The organism is Amycolatopsis sp. NPDC005232, from assembly GCF_040607795.1.
In the GTDB taxonomy this organism is placed as follows: Bacteria; Actinomycetota; Actinomycetes; order Mycobacteriales; family Pseudonocardiaceae; genus Amycolatopsis.
Window position 1 is genome coordinate 177,735 of the sequence record NZ_JBEXHL010000004.1, and the last position, 21,983, is coordinate 199,717.

Annotated in this window: 24 protein-coding genes; 21 read left to right on the top strand and 3 right to left on the bottom strand. The window is 70.8% G+C overall.

All coding sequences use genetic code 11. The annotated features are described in order from the left end of the window. Window positions 1-58: 58 nt before the first annotated feature. The 3 genes from ABZU76_RS10300 to ABZU76_RS10310 all read left to right on the top strand — a co-directional run bounded on the left by ABZU76_RS10300 (window position 59) and on the right by ABZU76_RS10310 (window position 3,488). Window positions 59-1,573 carry an AMP-binding protein gene (locus ABZU76_RS10300; RefSeq protein ID WP_354867103.1) on the top strand — a complete coding sequence of 505 codons (1,515 nt, stop codon included), beginning with the start codon at window positions 59-61 and terminating at the stop codon, window positions 1,571-1,573. A gap of 27 nt (window positions 1,574-1,600) precedes the next feature. Next, window positions 1,601-1,840 carry a glutaredoxin family protein gene (locus ABZU76_RS10305; protein WP_354867105.1) on the top strand — a complete coding sequence of 80 codons (240 nt, stop codon included), beginning with the start codon at window positions 1,601-1,603 and terminating at the stop codon, window positions 1,838-1,840. Between the two features lie 82 nt (window positions 1,841-1,922). Next, window positions 1,923-3,488 (top strand): molybdopterin-dependent oxidoreductase, encoded by a 1,566-nt coding sequence (locus ABZU76_RS10310; protein WP_354867107.1) that lies wholly within the window; start codon window positions 1,923-1,925, stop codon window positions 3,486-3,488. A gap of 69 nt (window positions 3,489-3,557) precedes the next feature. On the opposite strand, the gene ABZU76_RS10315 is transcribed toward ABZU76_RS10310, so the two are convergent. Further along, the gene (locus tag ABZU76_RS10315) at window positions 3,558-4,184 is read right to left on the bottom strand and encodes a hypothetical protein (RefSeq protein ID WP_354867109.1); all 627 of its coding nucleotides are present in this window, start codon (window positions 4,182-4,184) and stop codon (window positions 3,558-3,560) included. A 253-nt stretch (window positions 4,185-4,437) separates the two neighbouring features. On the opposite strand from ABZU76_RS10315, the gene ABZU76_RS10320 reads away from it, so the two are divergent. The 12 genes from ABZU76_RS10320 (at window position 4,438) to ABZU76_RS10375 (ending at window position 15,818) form a co-directional block, all read left to right on the top strand. Next, window positions 4,438-5,343: a redox-sensing transcriptional repressor Rex gene (locus ABZU76_RS10320; RefSeq protein ID WP_220247325.1), complete on the top strand. Its 906-nt coding sequence runs from the start codon at window positions 4,438-4,440 to the stop codon at window positions 5,341-5,343. Then, window positions 5,340-6,656 (top strand): glutamyl-tRNA reductase, encoded by a 1,317-nt coding sequence (locus ABZU76_RS10325; protein ID WP_354867112.1) that lies wholly within the window; start codon window positions 5,340-5,342, stop codon window positions 6,654-6,656. The genes ABZU76_RS10320 and ABZU76_RS10325 overlap by 4 nt, the downstream gene beginning before the upstream one ends. A 3-nt stretch (window positions 6,657-6,659) precedes the next feature. Next, entirely contained in the window at window positions 6,660-7,610 is a 951-nt protein-coding gene (gene hemC / locus ABZU76_RS10330) for a hydroxymethylbilane synthase (protein WP_354867115.1), read from the top strand. Window positions 7,611-7,711: 101 nt separating this feature from the next. Then, window positions 7,712-9,244 (top strand): bifunctional uroporphyrinogen-III C-methyltransferase/uroporphyrinogen-III synthase, encoded by a 1,533-nt coding sequence (locus tag ABZU76_RS10335; RefSeq protein WP_354867117.1) that lies wholly within the window; start codon window positions 7,712-7,714, stop codon window positions 9,242-9,244. Window positions 9,245-9,391: 147 nt separating this feature from the next. Further along, window positions 9,392-10,363 (top strand): porphobilinogen synthase, encoded by a 972-nt coding sequence (gene hemB, locus ABZU76_RS10340; protein ID WP_354867120.1) that lies wholly within the window; start codon window positions 9,392-9,394, stop codon window positions 10,361-10,363. A 25-nt stretch (window positions 10,364-10,388) separates the two neighbouring features. Then, entirely contained in the window at window positions 10,389-11,024 is a 636-nt protein-coding gene (locus tag ABZU76_RS10345; RefSeq protein WP_354867122.1) for a hypothetical protein, read from the top strand. After that, window positions 11,024-11,467 carry a hypothetical protein gene (locus tag ABZU76_RS10350; RefSeq protein ID WP_354867124.1) on the top strand — a complete coding sequence of 148 codons (444 nt, stop codon included), beginning with the start codon at window positions 11,024-11,026 and terminating at the stop codon, window positions 11,465-11,467. The genes ABZU76_RS10345 and ABZU76_RS10350 overlap by 1 nt, the downstream gene beginning before the upstream one ends. Before the next feature lie 32 nt (window positions 11,468-11,499). Then, entirely contained in the window at window positions 11,500-11,835 is a 336-nt protein-coding gene (locus ABZU76_RS10355; RefSeq protein ID WP_354867126.1) for a hypothetical protein, read from the top strand. An 85-nt stretch (window positions 11,836-11,920) separates the two neighbouring features. Continuing rightward, window positions 11,921-13,219 (top strand): HlyD family efflux transporter periplasmic adaptor subunit, encoded by a 1,299-nt coding sequence (locus tag ABZU76_RS10360; RefSeq protein ID WP_354867128.1) that lies wholly within the window; start codon window positions 11,921-11,923, stop codon window positions 13,217-13,219. Then, the gene (locus tag ABZU76_RS10365) at window positions 13,216-13,920 is read left to right on the top strand and encodes an ABC transporter ATP-binding protein (RefSeq protein WP_354867130.1); all 705 of its coding nucleotides are present in this window, start codon (window positions 13,216-13,218) and stop codon (window positions 13,918-13,920) included. Before ABZU76_RS10360 ends, ABZU76_RS10365 begins: the two co-directional genes overlap by 4 nt. Next, the gene (locus ABZU76_RS10370) at window positions 13,917-15,119 is read left to right on the top strand and encodes an ABC transporter permease (protein WP_220245949.1); all 1,203 of its coding nucleotides are present in this window, start codon (window positions 13,917-13,919) and stop codon (window positions 15,117-15,119) included. The genes ABZU76_RS10365 and ABZU76_RS10370 overlap by 4 nt, the downstream gene beginning before the upstream one ends. A 12-nt stretch (window positions 15,120-15,131) precedes the next feature. After that, a complete protein-coding gene (locus ABZU76_RS10375; RefSeq protein WP_354867133.1) occupies window positions 15,132-15,818 on the top strand; it encodes a DUF5666 domain-containing protein in 687 nt (228 codons plus the stop codon). Window positions 15,819-15,968: 150 nt separating this feature from the next. On the opposite strand, the gene ABZU76_RS10380 is transcribed toward ABZU76_RS10375, so the two are convergent. Then, window positions 15,969-16,583 (bottom strand): TetR/AcrR family transcriptional regulator, encoded by a 615-nt coding sequence (locus ABZU76_RS10380; RefSeq protein ID WP_354867136.1) that lies wholly within the window; start codon window positions 16,581-16,583, stop codon window positions 15,969-15,971. A gap of 74 nt (window positions 16,584-16,657) precedes the next feature. Between ABZU76_RS10380 and ABZU76_RS10385 the strand changes: the two genes are divergently transcribed. The 3 genes from ABZU76_RS10385 to ABZU76_RS10395 all read left to right on the top strand — a co-directional run bounded on the left by ABZU76_RS10385 (window position 16,658) and on the right by ABZU76_RS10395 (window position 18,726). After that, complete coding sequence (locus tag ABZU76_RS10385) at window positions 16,658-17,686, top strand: hypothetical protein (RefSeq protein ID WP_354867139.1); 1,029 nt, start codon at window positions 16,658-16,660, stop codon at window positions 17,684-17,686. Window positions 17,687-18,004: 318 nt separating this feature from the next. Further along, window positions 18,005-18,415, top strand: coding sequence for a hypothetical protein (locus tag ABZU76_RS10390; protein ID WP_354867142.1), 411 nt, complete (start codon window positions 18,005-18,007; stop codon window positions 18,413-18,415). Further along, window positions 18,391-18,726, top strand: a complete 336-nt coding sequence (locus ABZU76_RS10395; RefSeq protein WP_354867144.1) for an ABC-2 family transporter protein — start codon at window positions 18,391-18,393, stop codon at window positions 18,724-18,726. The genes ABZU76_RS10390 and ABZU76_RS10395 overlap by 25 nt, the downstream gene beginning before the upstream one ends. Here ABZU76_RS10395 and ABZU76_RS10400 read toward each other — a convergent pair. Beyond that, window positions 18,723-19,211: a TspO/MBR family protein gene (locus tag ABZU76_RS10400; protein WP_354867146.1), complete on the bottom strand. Its 489-nt coding sequence runs from the start codon at window positions 19,209-19,211 to the stop codon at window positions 18,723-18,725. The two genes, ABZU76_RS10395 and ABZU76_RS10400, sit on opposite strands and share 4 nt — an antisense overlap. A gap of 118 nt (window positions 19,212-19,329) precedes the next feature. On the opposite strand from ABZU76_RS10400, the gene hemL reads away from it, so the two are divergent. From hemL to ABZU76_RS10415, 3 genes are read left to right on the top strand one after another with little or no spacing between them, the layout of a single operon-like run. Further along, window positions 19,330-20,634 carry a glutamate-1-semialdehyde 2,1-aminomutase gene (hemL, locus tag ABZU76_RS10405; RefSeq protein WP_354867148.1) on the top strand — a complete coding sequence of 435 codons (1,305 nt, stop codon included), beginning with the start codon at window positions 19,330-19,332 and terminating at the stop codon, window positions 20,632-20,634. After that, window positions 20,631-21,257, top strand: a complete 627-nt coding sequence (locus ABZU76_RS10410; protein ID WP_220245956.1) for a histidine phosphatase family protein — start codon at window positions 20,631-20,633, stop codon at window positions 21,255-21,257. Before hemL ends, ABZU76_RS10410 begins: the two co-directional genes overlap by 4 nt. Continuing rightward, window positions 21,254-21,832: a TlpA disulfide reductase family protein gene (locus ABZU76_RS10415; protein WP_354867150.1), complete on the top strand. Its 579-nt coding sequence runs from the start codon at window positions 21,254-21,256 to the stop codon at window positions 21,830-21,832. The genes ABZU76_RS10410 and ABZU76_RS10415 overlap by 4 nt, the downstream gene beginning before the upstream one ends. The last annotated feature ends 151 nt before the right edge of the window (window positions 21,833-21,983 follow it).

The following is a 21,983-nucleotide window of genomic DNA, read 5'->3' on the forward strand; positions in this document are numbered from 1 at the left end:
AGGTCCCGCGGTACCGGAGGTGCGACGATCGCGCGGCGTCCCCGTTACGGGTGACAAGATGACAAAAGGGCTACAGCAGGAAGGGGGCCCGGTGGAGGGTGTCGCGCAGCTGCTCACCAAGGCGGCGGCCAGATGGGCGGACGAAACGGCCGTCACCGAGACCGGCACGGGGGCCGCGCTCACCTGGCGGGAGCTCGACGAGGCGGCCCACGCGCAGGCGCGGCGGCTCGTCGAAGCCGGCGTGGAGCCGGGCGACCGGGTCGTGCTGCGGCTGCCGACGTCGGCGGATTTCGCCGTCGCCCTGTACGGCGTGCTGCGCGCCGGCGCGATCGCCGTGCCGCTGTCTCCGCAGGCGCCTGCGCCGGAGCTGGAGCGGCTGCTGGCGCACTGCGACCCCCGGTTCGTGATCCAGCGGGATGACTCCGAGTTACCTGACGGCCTCACGGCGTTGTCACCACGCGGCGAGCTCGGGGGAGACCCCGTGGACCTCGGCCGCGGCGGCGAGGACATCGCGGTGATCTCCTACACCTCCGGCACGACCGGCCCGCCGCGCGGCGTGCTGCTCTCGCACCGCGCGCTGCTGGCGAACCTCGAGCAGCTCAGCCGGGTCGACGGCGTGCTGGTGCACGAGGACCGCATGCTCGTGACCATTCCGCTGTTCCACGTCTACGGCCTCGGGCCCGGCCTGCTGCAGGCGACTTCCGTGGGCGCGACGCTCGTGCTCTCGGAGCGCTTCGAGCCGGCGAAGACGCTGGACGACTGCGCCGAATACCGCGTCACGTCGATCGCCGGCGTGCCGACCATGTACATGGAGTTCGCCGACCTCGGCGCCGAGGAGCTGGCGCGCGGGCTCGCGACCGTGCGGATGCTGACCTCGGGCGCCGCGCCGCTGCACCCGCGCGTGCTGACGGCGATCCGCGAGGCCACCGGCCACGATGTCTACGAGGGCTACGGCCTCACCGAATGCGCGCCCGTGGTCACGTCGACGCTGGTCACGGGCTACCCGAAGCCCGGCTCGGTCGGGCGGCCGCTGCCCGGCATCGAGCTGCGGCTCGTCGACAGCGACGGCACCGAGGAGGGCGTGCCGCTCGACCCGGACGACGTCGCCGACGTCTTCGAGTCCGGCGGCGACACCGGCCTGGTGTCGATCCGCGGCGCGAACCTGTTCTCCGGCTACTGGCCCGACGGCGCGCACGGCCCCGACGCCGAGGGCTGGTTCCGCACCGGCGACGTCGGCTACCTCGACCTCGACGGAGACCTGCACCTGGTCGACCGCGCCAACGACTTGATCATCGTCAACGGCTTCAACGTCTACCCCCACGAGGTCGAGGACGTGATCTCGCGGCTGCCGGGCGTGGCGGAAGTCGCCGTGGTCGGGGTCGTCGACGAGCGCAGCGGCGAGGCCGTGAAGGCCGTGGTGGTGCCGGCCGACGGCGCGGCGCTGTCGGAGCAGCAGGTGAGCGACCAGTGCGCGGCGAACCTGGCCGGGTACAAGGTGCCGCACCTCGTGGAGTTCGCGGAGAACCTGCCGCATTCGGCCACCGGGAAGCTGCGGCGGCTCAAGCTGCGCTGAGTGCGTCCGGCCGGGTTCTAGACTGCGGTGGTGCATCAGGTGACGGTGATGACGCGCGCCGGCTGCCACCTCTGCGAGGTGGCCGAGGCCGAGGTCGCGCGGATCTGCGGCGAGCTCGACGTGCCGTGGGAGCTCGCGGACGTCGACAGTGACGCCGAGTGGCGAGCCGAGTACGGCGACCAGGTTCCGGTGATCCTCATCGACGGTGCGGAACACGGGTACTGGCGCGTTGAGGAAGAGCGGTTCCGCCGGGCCCTGATCGGATAGTTCCGCCGGATAGTCCGATGCGGTAATCAAGTCGTAAGGGTTCCGGGCGATATCGGGGCCTGAGCCCGCCGAAGATGGTGGGGTGAGCGCGTTGAAGGAAGCCCCGCAGGTAGTCAAGCCCCCTGAGCCGCGGCGGCTGTCGTTGCCGATCGCGTCGTTGATCGGGCTGGCGGCCTTGGTCACCGCATTGGGCGTGGGGCATCTCATCGCCGGCTTCGTCGGTTACAACGCGTCGCCGTTCGTGGCCGTCGCCGACTTCGTGATCGCGCACAGCCCGCACGCCGTGGTGGTGTGGGCGGAGCAGACGCTCGGCACGGCGGACAAGACGGTGCTGAAGGTCGGCCTCGCCGTGGTGCTGGTGCTGTTCGCGGTGCTGGCCGGGCAGGTTTCCCGCCGGACGCCACGGGGTGGCCAGATCGTGGTGGTGCTGCTCGGCATCGCCGGTGTCGCGGCGGTGTACGAGCGCACCGACGTCGGGCAGCTCGCGCTGCTGGCGCCCGTCGTGTCGCTGGCGGCTTCGGCGTTCGTGTTCACCTGGTTGCACCACTACGCGCTGCCGACGGCGTTCGACGACAGCCGTCCGCCGAAGGGGCCGACGCGGCGGCAGGTCCTGTCGCGCGGGATCGGCGTCGCGGCGGGCGCGGGGGTCGCGGCCGTCGCCGGGCAGGCGATCTCGGCCACCACGGGCAACGCGGACCAGTCGCGGGCCGCGGTGGGACCGCTCGTCGCCGCGCGCAAAGCCCCGCCGCTGCCGCCGGACGCCGATTTCCAGAAGCTGGGCTCGCCGCCGTTCATCACGCCGAACTCGGACTTCTACCGCATCGACACGGCGTTCGTGGTGCCGCAGGTGCGCACCGAGGAGTGGAACCTGAAGATCCACGGCCTCGTCAACCGCGAGGTTTCGTTTTCCTACAACGACATCCGCTCGCGCCCGCTGGTCGAGCGCGAGATCACGATGACCTGCGTCTCCAACGAGGTCGGCGGGGATCTGATCTCCACGGCCAAGTTCATCGGCGTGGACCTCGTCGACCTGCTCAACGCGGCCGGCGTACAACCGGGCGCGGAACAGATGTACGCGACGAGCATCGACGGCTTCACCTGCAGCACCCCCGCCAAGATCGCCCTCGACCCGACGCGCGGCGCCATGCTCGCCATCGGCATGAACGGCGAACCCCTGCCCGTCGAACACGGTTTCCCCGCGCGCATCGTCATCCCCGGCCTGTACGGCTACGTCTCCGCGACGAAGTGGGTCACCGACCTCGAGTTCGCCAAGTGGGACGACCGCCAGTCCTACTGGCTGCAGCGCGGCTGGGCCGAACAGGCACCCATCAAGACCGAATCGCGCATCGACACCGCCAAGGTGACCTCCGGCAAGCTCCGCGTCGCCGGCACGGCGTGGGCCCAGCACATCGGCATCGCCAAGGTCGAGGTGCGGGTGGACCAGGGCCCGTGGCAGCCGACCACCCTGTCGACCGAGGTCAACAAGGACACGTGGCGCATGTGGTGGACCGACCTGGCCGTGCCGTCCGGCAGCCACAGCGTGACGGTGCGGGCCACCGACCAGTCGGGCTACACCCAGACGGAGCAGGCCGCCGAGCCTGTGCCGGACGGCGCCTCGGGCTGGCACTCGGTGATGGTCAACGCCTGACGCGTTCTCGGCCCGTCAGCTCGGCAGCTATCGGGAAACGCCGGTCCGGGTCGCCCTCGGCGAGCATCCTCACCGGCCGTGGACCCCGCTCAGCAACGGCACCAGCTCAGCCAGGTCCGCCACCGCCGGCTCCACCCGCTGGGTGTTGAACCGGCCACCGTCCCAGGTTTCGGCCATTCCTGCGACCACGCGGAACGGGCGGCCGTGCCGGCGTAGCCACTCCTGCATGGCAGGTGTCACCGGGCCGTAGGTGACCCAGTCCTGGTCGAACGGCTCGTCGCCGGTGCCGGCGCGGTTGAAGCCGAGGTCGCGGGCGAGCCGGCCCAGGGTGTCGCGCGGGGCGGCGTAGACCTCGGGCGCGGGGAAGGGCAGGCGCACGCCCGTGAGCTGCGTCCAGCGGCGGCGGGCGCGGTTCTGGTGGCCGACGACCTCGCTGTACTCGAAGGAGAGCACCTCCAGCTCACGCCAGCGTCCCGCGACGGCGTGCCAGGTGCGGCGGCGCCGGCCGTAGCCCTCGAACGGGCGGCCGTAGCAGCGGCCGACGAGGTCGGGCTCGCGTTCGGTGTAGGACCAGCCGCGGTCGGCGGCGAAGGACTGGATGGCGGCACGGTGGCGTTGGTAGCGCCGGTAGTACAGGTAGGCGCCGCCGATGACGACGATCGGTGAGATCACGTACCAGATCCAGTGGGTGGCCATCAGCCTGAACAACCTCCGAAACGCGGGCAGGGCGCGGATGATCTTGCCCGGCCGGCCCCGGTGCCCGGTGCCACTCGCCCCGCAGTCACCTGATCGGGCGCCGGTGTGCGCCGCGTCATGTCGATGACCAGTGACTTTGTGCGCGCGTTCACAAGTGGACTACCGTAGGGAGTCGTCCCGCAAAAGCCCGGCATTGAACCGGACTCCAGTCGCGGGGTCAAGAGATGCGACCCAATCTTGAGGAGTGGCCGGCGTGGTGACACAGCGGGGGAGGCGCAGCGGTGCCGAACCGCCCGCTGAACCACCCCGCCGGGCCGCGAAGGGCAACGGCCGCGCCCGGCGGGCAGCGCCCGATGCCGACAACGCGCCCACGGCGGAGATGCCCGCGGTCGACAGCGCGGTCGAGACCGCCGTCCGCGCCAAGCAGATCCCCGAAGCGGCCGTCGCGCGCCTCGCCGTCTACCTCCGGGTCCTGTCCGGAATGGCGGAGCAGGGCGCGACCACCGTCTCCAGCGAAGAGCTCTCCGCGTCCGCGGGTGTGAACTCCGCCAAGCTGCGCAAGGACCTCTCCTACCTCGGCTCGTACGGCACGCGTGGCGTCGGCTACGAGGTGCAGGTGCTGGTCAGCCAGATCGAACGCATCCTCGGCCTCACCCGCCAGCACCGCGTCGCCGTGGTCGGGATCGGTAACCTCGGTCACGCGCTGGCCAACTACGGCGGGTTCCCCGGCCGCGGTTTCCCCGTCGAGGCGCTGTTCGACCTCGACCCCGACCTCGTCGGGGTTCCCGTAGGGGGTCTGCCCGTCTCGCACCTGGACGAAATCCCGCGAGTTTGCTCCGAACGGCAGATTTCCATCGGGATCATCGCCACACCTCCTACCGCTGCGCAGTCCGTGTGCGACAGGCTGGTGGCGGGCGGCGTCCAGTGCATACTGAACTTCGCGCCGGTGGTGCTCCAGGTGCCGGCGCACATCGAGGTCCGCAAGGTCGACCTGGCGGTCGAACTTCAGATCCTCTCGTTCCACGTGGCTCGCCGTGCCGATGACGCCCTGGCAATTCAGGGGAATACCGGGTTACCGGACGCCGGCCTGCCGATCGACAATGGCAGCAGCGGCAACGGACAGGCAGACGGCGGTCTTGGAATGGTGGTGCGCGGATGAGCGTGTTGGCGGTCGGGCTCTCCCACCGAAGTGCGGAGCTGACCACGCTCGAACGGGCCGCCGTGCCCGCCGAAGAGGTCACGAAGGTCCTGCACGAGCTGCAGCAGGCCGAGAGCGTGAGCGAGGCCATGCTGGTCTCCACGTGCAACCGCATCGAGGTCTACGCGGTGGTCGAGACGTTCCACGGCGGCGTCAACGACGTCTCCGACGTGCTCGCCCGCCAGGCCGGCATGGAGCCGGCGGATCTCTACGACAACCTCTACGTGCACTACGCCGGGGCGGCCGTCGAGCACCTGTTCTCGGTGACGTCGGGTCTCGACTCGATGGTCGTCGGCGAGACGCAGATCCTCGGCCAGGTCCGCTCGGCCTACGCCACCGCGCGTGAGGCCGGCACCGTCGGGCGCACGCTGCACGAGCTGATCCAGACGACGCTGCGCGTCGGCAAGCGCGTGCACTCCGAGACGGGTCTCGACCAGCTGGGTGCGTCCGTGGTGTCCGAGGCGCTGGCCGCCGCGGGTGACCTCGTGGGCAAGCACGCCCTGATCGTCGGCGCCGGCTCGATGGGCGCGCTGACCGCGTCGCACCTGCGCAAGGCCGGCATCGGCGAGATCACCGTGGCCAACCGCACCGAGGCCAAGGCCGCGCGGCTCGCCGAGAAGACCGCGATCGAGGGCGTGCCCGCGCGCCCCGTGCCGCTGTCCGGGCTGGCCGACGCCGTGGCGAAAGCCGACATCGTCGTGTCGTGCACCGGTGCGCAGGATGCCGTGTTCCTGCCCGAGCACGTGCCCGCCCGCGCGGGCCGCCCGCTCGTGGTGTGCGACCTCGGCCTGCCGAAGGACGTCGACGCGGGCGTGGCCGACCTGGCCGACGTGACCGTTGTCGACCTCGAGACGATCCAGCGCCGCATGCGCGACGCCGGCGCCCCGACCACCGAACGCCAGACGATCAAGGCCAACGGCATCGTGCTCGACGAGGTGCGCGACTACCTCGCCGGCCAGCGCAGCGCCGAGGTCACGCCCACCGTCACCGCGCTGCGCCGCCGCGCGGCCGACGTGGTCGACGCGGAGCTGCTTCGTCTGGACAACCGCCTCCCGGACCTCGACACGCAGGTCCGCGAAGAAGTCGGCCGCACGGTCCGCCGTGTCGTCGACAAACTGCTGCACGCGCCCACCGTGCGGGTGAAGCAGCTGGCCGCCGAGACGGCCGACACCGACTACGCCAACGCGTTGCGCGAGCTGTTCTGCCTCGACCCGCAGGCCCCCGCGGCTGTGGCGAGCCCCACCGCCGTGCCGCCAGACATCGAGAAGAAGTAAGCAGTGGACAGAGTGATTCGCATCGGGACGCGGGGCAGCAAGCTCGCCGTCGCGCAGACCGAGACCGTGGCCGACAAGATCCGCGCCACCGGCGCCGAGGTCGAGATCGTCACGGTGACCACCCCCGGCGACGTCTCCAGCAAGCCGATCCCGCAGATCGGCGTCGGCGTCTTCACTTCGGCGCTGCGGGAAGCCTTGCTGCGCAAGGAAATCGACGTCATCGTCCACTCGTACAAGGACCTGCCCACGGCGCCGGCCGCCGGCATCGTGCTCGCCGCCGTGCCGCCGCGCGAGGACCCGCGCGACGCGCTGATCGCCCGCGATGGCCTCACGCTCGGTGAGCTCCCGCCCGGTTCGACCGTGGGCACGGGGGCGCCGCGGCGCACCTCGCAGCTGCTCGCGCTGGGCCTCGGTTTGGAAATCGTGCCGATTCGGGGCAATATCGATACCCGCATGCGCAAGGTGACCGACGGCGAGCTCGATGCCGTGGTGCTCGCGCGTGCCGGACTGGCGCGGATCGGTCTGGTGGGGGCGATCACCGAGACCCTCGACCCGATCCAGATGCTGCCCGCTCCCGCGCAGGGGGCGCTGGCGGTGGAGTGCCGGGCCGAAGACGTGGACGTGGAGCACCTGCTCGCGTCCAGTTTGGACGACGAGGGCACGCGGGCCGCGGTGACGGCCGAGCGTTCCCTGCTGGCCGCGCTCGAGGCGGGGTGCAGCGCACCCGTGGGTGCGCTCGCCGAGATCGTCGAGGACCTCGACTCCGAGGGCGCGGTGGTGGAACGGATCTCGTTGCGCGGCACCGCGGCCGTCGAGGGCGAGAACGGTGCGGTCGACATGCTGCGGGCTTCCGCACTCGGCGACTTCACTGAGGCTGAGCAGCTCGGCCGGACGTTGGCCGCCGAGCTCCTCGACCTGGGTGCCGGCGCACTGCTGTCCGGCCCCGCCCAGTGACGCAACCCGCAGAGCACCCGAACGACCAGCACCCGTCCGACCAGCACCACACACCTGCGGCCGATGACGTACCCGGTCGCCTGACAGGAGAAACGCCAGAGATGACCCCCGCTCGCAAGACCGCTGGGCGCGTCGCCTTCGTGGGCTCGGGCCCCGGTGACGCCGGGCTGCTCACAGTCCGCGCCCAGGAGCTGCTCGCCAAGGCCGAGGTCGTGGTGACCGATCCCGACGTGCCTGCCGCCGTGCTCGCCTTCGCCGCCCCCGGCGCCGAGGTCCGGCCCGCCGTCGGTGAGCCCGCCGACGTGTCGAAGGACCTGACCAACGAGGCCAAGGCCGGGCGGCTCGTGCTGCGCCTGGTCGCCGGCGACCCGCTGACCACCCCCGCCGTGGTGAACGAGGTGCAGGCCGTGGCCCGCACGTCCGCCGTGTTCGAGGTGATCCCGGGCGTTTCCCCCGGCGCCGCGGTGCCGGCCTACGCCGGTGTCGCACTGGGCGGCACCCACACCGAGGTCGACGTCCGCGGCGAGGTCGACTGGGCGGCGCTTGCCGCGCAGCCCGGCCCGCTCGTGCTGCACGCCACCTCGGCGCACCTCGCCGAGGCCGCGAGCCGGCTCACGGAGAAGGGCATGCCGCCGTCCACGCCCGTCGCGGTGACGGCCAACGGCACCATCAACACCCAGCGCACCCTCGACTCCACGCTCAGCACGCTCGGCAACGACGCGGGTGAGCTCGTCGGCCCGCTGATCGTGACCATCGGCCAGGCCGCCGGGCATCGCTCGAAGCTGTCGTGGTGGGAGTCGCGCGCGCTCTACGGCTGGAAGGTCCTGGTGCCGCGCACCAAGGAGCAGGCCGGCGAGATGGCCGACCGGCTGCGCAGCCACGGCGCGACCTCGCACGAGGTGCCCACGATCTCCGTCGAGCCGCCCCGCAGCCCGGCGCAGATGGAGCGCTCGGTGAAGGGCCTCGTCGACGGCCGCTACCAGTGGATCGTCTTCACCTCCACCAACGCGGTGCGCGCGGTGTGGGAGAAGTTCGAGGAGTTCGGCCTCGACGCCCGCGCGTTCTCCGGCGTGAAGATCGCCTGCGTCGGCGCCTCGACGGCCGCCAAGGTCCGCTCGTTCGGCATCATCCCCGAGCTGATCCCGTCGGGCGAGCAGTCGTCCGAAGGGCTCTTGGCCGAGTTCCCGCCGTACGACGACGTGCTCGACCCGGTGGACCGGGTGCTGTTGCCGCGCGCCGACATCGCCACCGAAACGTTGTCCGCCGGCCTGCGCGACCGCGGCTGGGAAATCGACGACGTCACGGCCTACCGCACGGTCCGCGCCGCCCCGCCGCCCGCCGAGACCCGCGAGATGATCAAGACCGGCGGCTTCGACGCGGTCTGCTTCACCTCGTCCTCGACGGTGCGCAACCTGGTCGGCATCGCCGGCAAGCCGCACACACGCACCCTGGTCGCGTGCATCGGCCCGAAGACCGCGGAAACCGCCGTGGAGTTCGGCCTGCGCGTCGACGTCCAGCCGGAGAAGGCCGACGTGCCGCACCTGGTGGACGCCCTGGCGGAGCACGCCGCCCGGCTTCGCGCGGAGGGGGCCTTGCCGCCGCCTCGGAAGGCGAAGCGGGCGCGTCGTAGCTGACGGTTCGTGGTTCGGGAAGGGCCCTTCTCCGGTATTCGGAGAGGGGCCCTTTCTCGTGTCCCGAGGTTTCCGGACACCTTGTCAGAACGTGGTTTTTCCCGAGGGCAGCCGAACTGATCGCCTTCGTGCCGGAGTACCGTGAACGACGTGTTCCCTGAGCATCGACCCCGCAGGCTCCGTACCACGCCGGCCATGCGCAGGCTGGTCGGTGAAACGACGCTTCGCCCGCGTCAGCTGATTCTGCCCATGTTCGTGGCCGAGGGTATCGGCGCGCCGCGGCCGATTTCGAGTATGCCGGGGGTTGTGCAGCACACCCGGGACACGCTGCGGAAGGCCGCGGTGGAGGCGGTGAACGCCGGCGTGGGTGGGCTGATGCTGTTCGGTGTGCCGGCCAAGAGGGACGCCGAAGGGTCCGGCGCGGTCGACGAGAACGGCATCCTCAACGTCGCGCTGCGGGACCTGCGCCACGAGCTCGGGGACGCGACCGTCCTGATGGCCGACACGTGCCTCGACGAGTTCACCGACCACGGCCACTGCGGCGTGCTCGACGCGGACGGCGCCGTGGACAACGACGCGACCCTGCGCGTGTACGCGGAAATGGCCGTGGCGCAGGCGGAAGCGGGCGCGCATGTGCTCGGGCCCAGCGGCATGATGGACGGCCAGGTCGGCGTGATCCGCCGCGCGCTCGACGAGGTGGGCCACAGCGACAAGGCGATCCTCGCCTACTCGGCCAAGTACGCCAGCGCGTTCTACGGCCCGTTCCGAGAGGCCGTCGACTCGCAGCTCAAGGGCGACCGCAAGACCTACCAGCAGGACCTGGGCAACGCCCGTGAAGCGTTGCGCGAGATCGAGCTGGACCTCGCCGAGGGCGCCGACATGATCATGGTCAAGCCGGCACTGTCCTATTTGGACGTCATCAAGGCGGCGGCTGACATCTCGCCGGTTCCGGTGGCGGCGTACAACATCTCCGGCGAGTACGCGATGGTCGAGGCCGCCGCGGCCAACGGCTGGCTCGAGCGCGAGCGCACGATCCTGGAGGTGCTCACGTCGATCCGGCGCGCGGGCGCCGACCTGATCCTCACGTACTGGGCCGCCGAAGCCGCCGCCTGGCTCGACTGAGCCCGCACTGGGCTAGAGTCCACGAGTGGCCGAGAAGGACGACAACACCGCCGAACCCGCGGGGCTGACCAGCGACAACCTCGCGAAGCCGGAGCCTGCGCCGAACGAAGCCGAGCAGGCCGAAAAGGTCGAAGAGCAGGCGAAAGAGCTCCCGACCGGCTTCCCGCCGGCGCCGCCCGTCGCGTCGTACCCGGGGTACATGCAGAACGCCGAGGAGCCTGCGAAGGCGAAGGCTCCCGGACCGGTGCAGGCCGCGTTCATCCTCACGATCGTCGCGTCCGTGGTGCTGCTGATCGGCCAGGTCGTCACGATCTTCTTCAAGCAGCAGCTCGTCGACCAGGCCGTGAAGGCGACGGCGCCGGGCCGCAAGCTCGACATGGCGCAGCTCGAGTCCAACGCCACCACGCTCGTGTGGGCGCTGTTCGTCGGCGCGCTCTGCTACAGCGTCATCATGGTGCTGTTCGCCTACAAGGCCCGCGAGGGCACGCGCTCGGCCCGCTCCGTGGTCACAATGCTGGCGCTGCTGGGGCTGGTGTTCCAGCTCGGGCTCGTGCGCAGCGTGTTCTCGGTGGTGTCGTCGCTGCTGCTGGTGATCCTGGTGGTGCTGCTGTACCTGCCGAGCACCAGGGACTTCTTCCCCAAGGTCGGCAAGAAGCTGTAATGGACCGCACGCTCTACTCCGAACCCGGCGTCGGCTGGCGCTCGCTGGCCTGGGGGCCGCTGTTCGCGGTGCTGGGCGCGGTGGCGGAGCTGGCGACCGGCGGCCCGGTGCACTGGATCCCGTGGCTGCTTGTCGCGGTCGCGCTCTGCGGGCTCACGATTCCGTGGGTCTACGCGCGTCGGCGGTTCCTCTCACTGGAAGTGACCACCCAGGCGTTGCGGCAGGGCCGCGAAAGCGTCGAGGCCAAGCGGATCGCGGACGTCACCGACGTGGGCACCCCCGTCGGCGCGCGAGTGCTCGGCGGTGGCTGGAGCGTGCCGAACAAGTACGACGAGCTGCCCGTGAAGCTCGACGACGGCACGGTCGTGCTCGCGTGGGCCCGTGACGTCGAGGCGCTGAAGGCGGCGCTCACCCGGCTCGTCGAGGCGAACGAGGCGAAATGACGCAGGGCCCGAAACCTGAGAGGCTTGATCCCGTGATCGACCTTCCCCAGCCGACCGGCGCCGACCTGTGGCCCGGCGATTCGGCCAAAGCGGCGCGGCTCAACCAGCCGTGGCGCGCGTTCGTGGCGCTCGGCGAGCTGGTTGTGGCCGCGGTCGCGCTGTGGCTGGCGTTCCTGCTGTGGCACGCGGGCGTCGTCACGGTCGTCACCACCGCCGGCGACGGCGCCCAGCTGGCTTCGCAGCGGTACTTCGGCGGCCACATCGCGGGGGCACTCGCGCTCGGCGCGCTGTGCGCCGTGCTCGTGGTGGACGCGGTTCGTCAGCTGTTGCTCGCGGTGAGTGCGCGGCACCGTCGCAACAAGCACTGAGTCCGCAACTCGAGGCGCCACATCCACAGCTGGCCCACAGGGAACCAACAGCTGACTGCTAAGCAGCGCCACCAGTGTTGCGCCCATGACGCGGCTGCGTACCCGGACATGGGTCATCAACGGGGTGCTGGTCGTACTGCTCGGCGGTGCGGCTTTCGGGATCTACCAAGCATTCACGCCGGCGAGCAACACCGCCCAGGCACAGACCCGCACCACACCGGTGCGCCGCGGCGACGTGACCGAAACGGTCTCCGCCGCGGGCACCCTCTCGAGCGGCTACACCGGCGCCGCCAACTTCACCACCTCCGGCAAGGTCACGAGCATCGACGTGAAGGTCGGTGACGTGGTGAGCGCGGGACAGAAGCTCGCCACGATCGACTCCACGCAGGCCGAGAAACAGCTGCAGGTGGCCAAGGCCAACCTCGACGTGGCCGAGGACAACCTCGCCGACGGCGAGGACGCCGCTACCTCGGACACGAGCTCCGGTTCCGGCCAAGGACAAGGCCAGGGCCAGCAGTCCCAGTCGCCCCAGGAGTCCACCACCTCGCTGCAGGCCAAAGTGGACCAGGCACAGCTCGACGTCGACACGGCCCAGGCGGCCGTCGACGCGACGGTGCTCACCGCGCCGGGCGCCGGCACCGTGACCGCGGTCAACGGCACTGTCGGCCAGCAGGCCGGCAGCGGCGGGTCCGGAAGCTCCGGCGGCACGGGCTCCTCGGGCGGCAGCGGTGGCAACGGTGGCAACGGCCAGAGTGCGTCGAGCAGCTCCTCGAGCAGCTCGTCGTCCACCGGCTTCGTCCAGATCACAGACATGACCAACTTGCTCGTGGACACCTCCGTGGCCGAGATCGACGTGAGCAAGGTCAAGGCGGGCCAGAAGGCCACCGTCACGCTCAACGCCTCGCCCGACCAGCCGATCCAGGCGTCGGTGTCGAAAATCGACCTCACGCCCACGACCAGCGGCAGCGTCGTGTCCTACGGCGCGCAGCTCACGCTCACCAACCCGCCGTCGGGGCTGCGGCCCGGGCAGTCGGCGAGCGTCGTGATCACCGTCGCGGAGGCCGACAACGTGCTGAGCGTGCCGGCCGCTGCGGTCACCACCACGGGCACCACGAACATCGTCACGGTGCAGCAGAACGGCCGCGATGTGCCGGAGCAGGTGCAGATCGGTGTGCGCGGTGAGTCCACTGTGGAGATCAAGTCGGGCCTCAACGAGGGTGACAGCGTGGTGCTCACGGCCGCGTCGCCGACCACGACCACGGGCGGCGCCGGACAGCGCGGCGGCGGAATCGGTGGCTTCGGTGGAACGGGTGGCACCGGTGGCGCCGGCGGCGGCTTCCGCGGTGGCCAGACCGGCGGCTTCGGTGGCGGGGGACGCGGATGAAACCCGTGATCGCGGTCTCCGCGCTGCGCAAGACCTACGGCGCCGGCGAGACGGCCGTCCACGCGCTGCGCGGGGTCGAACTGGTCGTGCGGCCGGGGGAGTACGTGGCCATCATGGGCGCGTCCGGCTCCGGCAAGTCGACGCTGCTGAACATGCTGGGCTGCCTCGATGTGCCGACCTCGGGCAAGTACCTGCTCGACGGCTTCAGCGTCGCGGACCTCAACGAACGCCAGCTCGCCCTGCTGCGCAACCGCAAGATCGGCTTCATCTTCCAGTCGTTCAACCTCGTGCCGCGAACGAGTGCGTTGTCCAATGTGGAGCTTCCACTCGTCTACAGTGGACTACGCCGGGCTGCGCGCCGGACAAGGGCGTTGGCCGCGCTGGAAATGGTGGGGCTCACCGAGCGCGCCAAGCACCTGCCGAGTGAGCTTTCCGGTGGGCAGCAACAACGTGTCGCCGTGGCGCGAGCGTTGGTGACCGGGCCGGCGCTGCTGCTCGCCGACGAGCCCACCGGCAACCTCGACCGCGCCAGCACCGAAGACGTGCTGGGCGTGTTCGACCGGCTCAACGCCCTGGGCCGCACCATCGTGGTGATCACGCACGAGGACGAGGTCGCCGAGCACGCGCACCGCGTGGTGCGGGTCAGCGACGGGCGGATCGTGGCCGACGAGCGCAACCGCAGCGTCGGAGTGGTCGCGTGAACGTGTTCGAGGTGCTGCGCTTCGCGGTGCGCGGCCTCACCGCCAACAAGCTGCGCTCCACGCTCACCACGCTCGGCATCACGATCGGCGTCGCTTCGGTGATCCTGCTGGTGGCGGTGGGCAACGGCGCTTCCGCCGCGATCGCCGCCAGCATCCAGGGTCTGGGCACGGACGTGGTGAACGTGTCGCCGTCGCGGGGCGGCGGGCAGGGCAGCGAGGCCCGTCCGCTGACCGTGCAGGACGCCCACGCGCTCGTGGATCCGGTCGGCGCACCCGACGTGAAGGCCGCTTCGCCGGTGGTCAACACCAACGCGACGGCCACCTACGGGCAGACGTCGTACGACATCTCGTCCGTCACGGGCACCGAACCGGCCTACTTCGCCACCACCAACCGTCAGATCGCCGACGGGGCGCTGTTCACCTCCGAGGACGTGAAGCAGGCGCGCAAGGTCGTGGTGCTCGGGCCGACCACTGCGCAGTCGATCTTCGGCGGCGCCGAGCCGGTGGGCAAGAACGTGCTGCTCAACAGCATCCAGTTCACCGTGGTCGGCGTGCTGCAGGCCAAGGGCAGCACTGGGTTGCAGAACGCCGACGACGTCGCGATCGCCCCGATCAGCGCGGTGCAGAACTCGCTCGCCGGCTACGGCAACCTCAGCCAGATCGCCGTGCAGGCCACGTCGGCCGACTCGGTGTCGCTCGCGCAGGCCGAGATCACCGCGATCCTCAACGCCCGACACGGCATCCGCCTCGGCGGCACACCCGACTACCAGATCCAGAACTCCGAACAGCTGCTGGCGACGCGGACGTCGGCCACGCAGACGTTCACAGTGCTGCTGGGTGCCGTCGCGGCGATTTCCCTGCTGGTGGGCGGAATCGGCGTCACGAACATCATGCTGGTGACCGTGACCGAGCGGATCCGCGAGATCGGCATCCGCAAGGCGATCGGCGCGCCGCGGGCGGCGATCCTCGGCCAGTTCCTCGCCGAGGCCACGATGCTGAGCCTCTTCGGCGGGTTCCTCGGCGTGGTGATCGGCGTGGTCGGCAGCCAGTTCAGCTTCGCGGGCATCACCCCGGTGGTGGTGCCGTCGTCGATCGTGCTGGCCTTCGCGGTATCGGCACTGATCGGTCTCTTCTTCGGCAGTTTCCCGGCGAACCGGGCCTCGCGCCTGCGCCCGATCGACGCCCTCCGGCACGAGTAGGAGCCTTCGCACATGTCTTCGTCCACCCAGTCGCCCGGGTTGGGAAACCCCGTCCCCGACGAGCCGACGACCGAGTTTCTGCCGGTGACGGCGCCGTTGGCTGCTTCGCTTTCTTCTTCTCCGTCGCCTGAGGAAATCGTGGCTTCCCCGGCCGTCGAGGGTGACCTCAACCAGGAGATGAAGCGGGTTGCCAAGCCGTTCGGCAAACCGACGTTCGTGCTGGCCGGCCTGCTGGTCATCGCCCTGTCCTTCGCCGGTGGCGCCTGGACGCACTCGGCACTCGGCTCCGGCTCCGGCGGCGGCGGTGCCGCCGCTGCCCGCACGGGCGGCCAGCAGGGTGGCGCCCGCGGCGCCTTCGGCGGCCGCGGCACCGGTCAAGGCACCGGCACCGGCACCGGCCAGGAAGGCGCCGGCCAACAGGGCGCGGGCCAGGGCGCCGGCGGCTTCACCGGCGCGCGCGGCGGCGCCGGCCGCGGCACCGTCGGCACGGTCGAAAAGGTCGACGGCACCACCGTCACCCTGAAAACCGCGCAGGGCGCCGATGTCACCGTGTCCACTTCGGACTCCACCACCGTCGGCCTCACCCAGCCCGGCAAGCTCTCCGACCTCAAACCCGGCGCCACCGTCACGGTCCAGGGCCGCCCCGGCTCCGACGGCACTGTCGCGGCGCAGGCGATCGTGCAGCAGCCTGCCCGCTGACCCCGTGAAACTCGATTACTTACCGTTTGGTCGGTAACTGGGTATCGTCCGCGGTCCGTCACCTCATGGACCGCTGTCGTACCCGGTCCTCGAAGGCAGCAACGTCGGCGTCCGCCGCAGGCAGCTGCAGGAGCTGATCCGGACGCCCGGCTACGACCCGCTGTCCGCCTCCGGCCTGGCCTGAGCGGCGGTCAACGCCGGCACCAACGGGGCGAGCGCCGATCGCAGCAGGTTCGGCAGTGAACCCGACACCACGACAAAACCCGAGGTCACCGGCTGGGCCCACTGTTCGAGCGCGATCCGCACGGCGGCGGCGACGGCGGCCGCCAGCACGCGGGCAGTGGGCCCGTCCGGCACGCGCTCCGCCAGCACGGAGGTCAACGGCGGTTCCAGGGCCCCCGCCGAGCGCGCGTACGCGGTGCGCAACGCGGGGCTCGTCGTGATGAGCAGCAGCGCTTCGCGGGCGTCCTCGTCGGGCTCGGTGTACTGCGTGACCACGGCCTCCACCACCGCGTCGGCCAAGCTGCCCGAAGAAGCACGGACGGCGGCCGCAACCCGCGATTCACGATCGCTGGTCACCGCGAAGACGATCGCGTCCTCCCGGCTGGCGAAGTAGTTGTTGTACGTCCGCGGCGAAACCCCGGCGGCTTCGGCGATGTCGTCGACCCGCACGTTCTCCGGCCCACGCTCCCGCGCCAGTCGCAACGCCGCCTCGCTCAACGCCGTGCGGGTGGCTTGCTTCTTGCGTTCACGCAGACCGGTCACCGGCCCAGTAAAGCCGAAAAACTGCGGATCCGCAATCTTGCGCGCACGCAACTTCGCGAGCTAGCCTCGCCGCCATGAGAGCCAACGGCATTGCCTACGACACCGGATTCCTCAAGAACGGGGCCACTTCCTGGGACGACTTCGACGCGGACGTCGTCCGGCGCGAGCTCACGATCATCCGCGACGACCTGCACTGCACCGCCGTCCAGCTCGTCGGCGGCGTCCCCGAGCGGCTGGAGACAGCCGGGCGCCTCGCCGCCGAACTGGGCCTGGAGGTGTGGTTCTCGCCGTACCCGCTGGACCTGACCGTCGACGAGCTGCACGAACTGTTCGCAGACTGCGCCGAACGCGCCGAACGGATCAGGCGCACTGGGGCGGAGGTCGTGTTCGTCGCCGGGGCCGAGCTGTCGGTGATGGTCCAGGGCTTCGCCGACGGCGCCACGCTGGAGCAGCGCCTCGATTGGCTGCTCGGCGACCCCGCCGACCGGCCCGCTCGATTGGCAACGGTGAGCGAACGCCTCGACGACTTCTTCCGCGAAGCCGTGCCGGCGATCCGCAAGACCTTCGGCGGCAAGGTCACCTACGCGGCCATCCAGTTCGAACGCGTCGACTGGGACCTGTTCGACTTCACGACGCTGGAGCTGATCCGCTCGGCCGCCGTCGCCGACGTGTTCCGCGAAGGCGTGCGGATGTTGACACAACAGGGCAAACCCGTGGTCATCACGGGGTTCGGCACGGCCACCTGGCGCGGCGCCGGTGACGTCGCGCCGCGCAGCATGGAGATCGTCGAGAACGACGAGCACGGCCGGCCGATCCGGCTGAATGACGTCTACGAACGCGACGAGCCCGGCCAAGCCCGGTACCTGACCGAGCTCCTGGAGATCTTCGAAGAAGAAGGCGTGGACGGCGCGTTCGTCTACCTCTTCGCCCTGCGCACGCACCCGCACCGCCCCGACGGCGACCCGCGCGACGACCTCGACCTCGCCGGCGGCGGCATCGTCAAGGTGCTGGAAGGCCGCGGCGGCACAACGTACCCGGGCCTGCCCTGGGAGCCCAAGGCGGCTTTCCACGCCGTCGCCGAGCGTTACCGCATCCAGCCCTAATTACCCGGCCGGGTGCCGCCTTAACCGGCGGTACCCGGTTCCGTGTCCGATCGTGCACCCATCGGACCCCTGACGGTGGTAAGTCCCTTGGTCTTCCTTGCTCGCGGCGTGTCGCGCGTGGATCACTGGAGAGAGGCCGGTGTCGCACGACGGGAGCGTTCCAGTGAATTTCCGGTTCCAGGAAAGAAAAATTCGGACACGCAGCACGGTCGCGGAACTCGACGCAGTGTTCCTCGACCTGATTTCCCTGCTGCGGCCCCGAATTTCGTCGAAGCCGGCGCGTACGAGGCCGAGACGTCGCTGAAGGTCGCCGCGGCCGTGCCGGAGTGCACGGTGGTGGCGTTCGAGGCAAACCGCTACGTGCACCGGAAGTTCGCGGCTGCCACGGACTACGCGGCTCGCGGTGTGGACTACCGCCACCAGGCGCTGGCGAGCGAACCCGGCGAGGTCACCTTCCTCGTGATCACCGACAGCGCCAGCCTCGCCGACGACCGCGTGGAGGGCCACAACTCCCTCCTGCGCCGCACGGGCGAGGGCCGCCTCGACCACCACCGGCTGCAGCCGGCGCCCAGCCTGTTCCTCGTCAGCTTCGCCACGGCCGCGCCGCTCGCCGGCGTGCAGATCCTGCTGGGGCTCGGCGTGGTCTTCGCCGGCGCGGCCGAGCTGCCGCAGTTCCCGGTGCCGGTGCGTTCTCGGTGTGGGCCGTGCTCGTGGCCGCCGCGACGGTGACGACCTGGGCGGTCGGGATGATCTTCGCGGGCCTCGCGTTCTGGGCGCCGAAGATCGACCTGTACAGCCTCTTCGGCAACGTCTGGCAGCTCGCCCGCTATCCCGCCGACATCTACGCCCGGCCACTGCGGCGTGTGTTCACCTACGTGCTGCCGCTCGCGGTGGTCGCCTCGGCGCCCGCCCGCGTCCTCGCCCGCCCGGCCGACGCGCTGCTCGTACTCGGCGCGCTGGTCACCACGGCCGCCGCAGTGCTCGTCGCGATCCTCGTGTGGCGCACCGGCCTGCGTCGCTACACGGGCGCGAGCAGCTAGTTGAGGTTCTCGTTCAGCGCGATGATCGCCACGTTCAGCGCCGTCGCGTAGACGATCCAGAAGAAGTACGGCAGCAGCAGCACCGCGGCCAGGTGCGAGCGGCGGTAGAACAGGCCGATCGTCATCAGCGTGGTGAAGCCGAGCAGGATGATGTCCACGCAGGCCAGCCGCGTGGAGCCGCCCGCGAAGAACAGTGGTGCCCACAGCAGGTTGAACAGCAGGCTGACGCCGTACATGGCGAAGCCCTGCGTCTCGCCGTCCGTGCGCCAGTAGACCCAGCCGGCGAACGCGAGCAGCACGTACAGGAGTGTCCACACGGGACCGAACAGCTTCGCCGGCGGTGCCCAATCAGGCAGCACGAGCCTCGCGTACGTCTCGGGCGCCGACGTGGCCGCGAGCGAGCCCACGATGGCGACCACGGCGACCAGCACGAAGAACACCACGAGCACGACCCAGGGGTTGCGTCGGTGGGTGGGCGTGGTCACGTTCCCTCCCCGTCACGCCGGCTCGGCGGTACCTGGCGAACCGCCCGTGATCGGCCATATTAGGAGCACCGCCGCCCGCGCGCGCGATGTCGGCTCGGGGATTTGCGAGACTGGACGGGTGAGCACTGGCACCGAGCAGTCCAAGGTTTGGTTCGAACGCGCGAAGGCGGCCGTCCCGGGCGGGGTGAACTCGCCGGTGCGGGCGTTCAACTCGGTCGGCGGCACCCCGCGTTTCATGGTCCGCGGCGAGGGCCCCCACCTGTGGGACGCCGACGGCAACCGCTACGTCGATCTCGTCTCGTCCTGGGGCCCGATGATCCTCGGGCACGCCCACCCGCAGGTGGTCGAGGCCGCGCGCGCGGCCGCCACGAGCGGGCTGTCGTTCGGCACGCCGACGATCGGCGAGGTCGAATTGGCCGAGGAGATCATCGGCCGCGTCGAGCCCGTCGAGCAGGTGCGCCTGGTCAACTCCGGCACCGAGGCGACGATGAGCGCGATCCGCCTCGCCCGCGGGTTCACCGGCCGCGCGAAGATCGTGAAGTTCGCCGGGTGTTACCACGGTCACGTCGACGCGCTGCTGGCCCAGGCCGGCTCCGGCGTCGCGACGCTCGGGCTGCCGACCTCGCCCGGCGTCACGGGTGCGCAGGCCGCCGACACGATCGTGCTGCCCTACAACGACCTCGACGCGGTGCGGAAGTCCTTTGTGGAGAACGAGGGCGAGATCGCGGCGGTGATCACGGAGGCGGCCGCGGGCAACATGGGTGCGATCGCCCCGGATGCCGGGTTCAACGCGGGCCTCGCGGAGATCGCCCACGAGCACGGCGCGCTGCTGATCATGGACGAGGTCATGACGGGCTTCCGCGTCTCGCGCGCCGGCTGGTTCGGCCTCGAAGGCGTGGCCGGTGACCTCTACACCTTCGGCAAGGTCATGTCGGGCGGGCTGCCGGCCGCCGCGTTCGGCGGTCGCGCCGACGTGATGGCCAAGCTCGCGCCGGGCGGTCCCGTCTACCAGGCGGGCACGCTGTCGGGGAATCCCGTCGCCGTCGCTGCGGGCCTCGCGACGCTGCGCGCGGCCGACGACGCCGTGTATGCGGCGCTCGACGCCAACGCGAAGCGGCTCGGCGGGCTCTTCGACGCAGCGCTGACCGAAGCGGGCGTCGCGCACAACGTGCAGTACGCCGGCAACCTCGTGAGCGTCTTCTTCGCCGACGGCGCGGTCCGCGACTACGCGGGCGCGCAGGCCGCCGAGACCTGGCGATTCCCGGCCTTCTTCCACGCTTTGCTCGACTCCGGCGTGTACGCGCCACCGAGCGCGTACGAGGCGTGGTTCGTGAACGCCGCGATGGACGACGAAGCGTTCGGCGTGATCGAGGCGGCCCTCCCGGCCGCTGCGCGCGCCGCGGCCGAGGCGGTCAAGCCGTGACCACTGTCGTCCACCTCCTGCGCCACGGCGAAGTCCACAACCCCGACAAGATCCTCTACGGCCGGCTGCCGAACTTCCGGCTGTCCGACCGCGGGCAGCGCCAGGCGCTCACCGTCGCGGAAGCCGTGGCCGGCCACGACCTCGCGCACGTCGTCGCGTCGCCGCTGCAGCGAGCCCAGGAGACGGCGGCGCCGATCGCGGCCGCCCACCGCCTCGACATCGCGACCGACGAGGGCCTGATCGAAGCGGGCAACGTCTTCGAGGGCCAGCGCGTGGCCGTCGGCGACGGTGCGCTGCGCCAGCCCAAGGCGTGGCCGCACCTGGTCAACCCGTTCCGCCCATCGTGGGGCGAGCCGTACGTCGAGATCGCGCACCGGATGCTCGGCGCGGTGTACCGCGCCCGCGAGCAGGCCGAGGGGCGCGAGGCGCTGTGCGTGTCGCACCAGCTGCCGATCTGGACGCTGCGCCGGTTCCTCGAGGCCAAGCGCCTGTGGCACGACCCGCGCAACCGCCAGTGCTCGCTGGCTTCGCTGACGTCGCTGGTCTTCGACGGCGAGGCCCTCGTGGACATCGTCTACAGCGAACCCGCGGGCACCACGGACCCGAAGGTGACGGGCGCATGAAGCGGGCGCTCGGTGTGCTGATGGCCGCGGTCCTGCTGGTGGCCGGCTGCTCCACGGGCAAGGATGCCGTCGTCTCCGGCGGCACCTTCAGCTTCGTGTCGCCTGGCGGCCAGGTCGACATCAAGTACCCGGTCGCGCAGCGCCAGACCGCGCCCACGCTGGCCGGCGACGACCTCATGAACGAAGGCAAGCAGCTCTCCATCGCCGACTTCCCCGGCCAGGTGCTGGTGATCAACCTGTGGGGCCAGTGGTGCGGTCCGTGCCGCGCGGAGGCCCCGGAGCTGGAGACCGCCAGCAAGGAGATGGCCCCGCTCGGCGCCAAGCTCATCGGCCTCGACGTCCGCGACCCGGCCCGCTCGGTCGCCCAGGACTTCGTGCGCGACCGCGACATCACGTACCCGTCCATCTGGGACGCTTCGGGCCGCGTGCTGCTGAGCCTCGAGGGCTACCCCCGCAACCTCATCCCCTCGACCATCGTCCTCGACAAGCAGCACCGCGTCGCCGCGATCTTCCTGCGGGACGTCCTGGCGTCGGATCTGATGCCGACGGTGAAGGGTCTGCTGGCCGAGAAGTAGCCCGCCTGCCCGCTCGCTCACTTCGGTGACCGGCGCGGCCGGATCCGTCCGGCAACGCCGGTCACGAGTGGGACCTTGGTCCCCTTCGGGCTGTGGCGTACGTCCTGTGAGCTGCCCCCGCCCGTCTTACGCGAAGCTCACTGCCTACTCT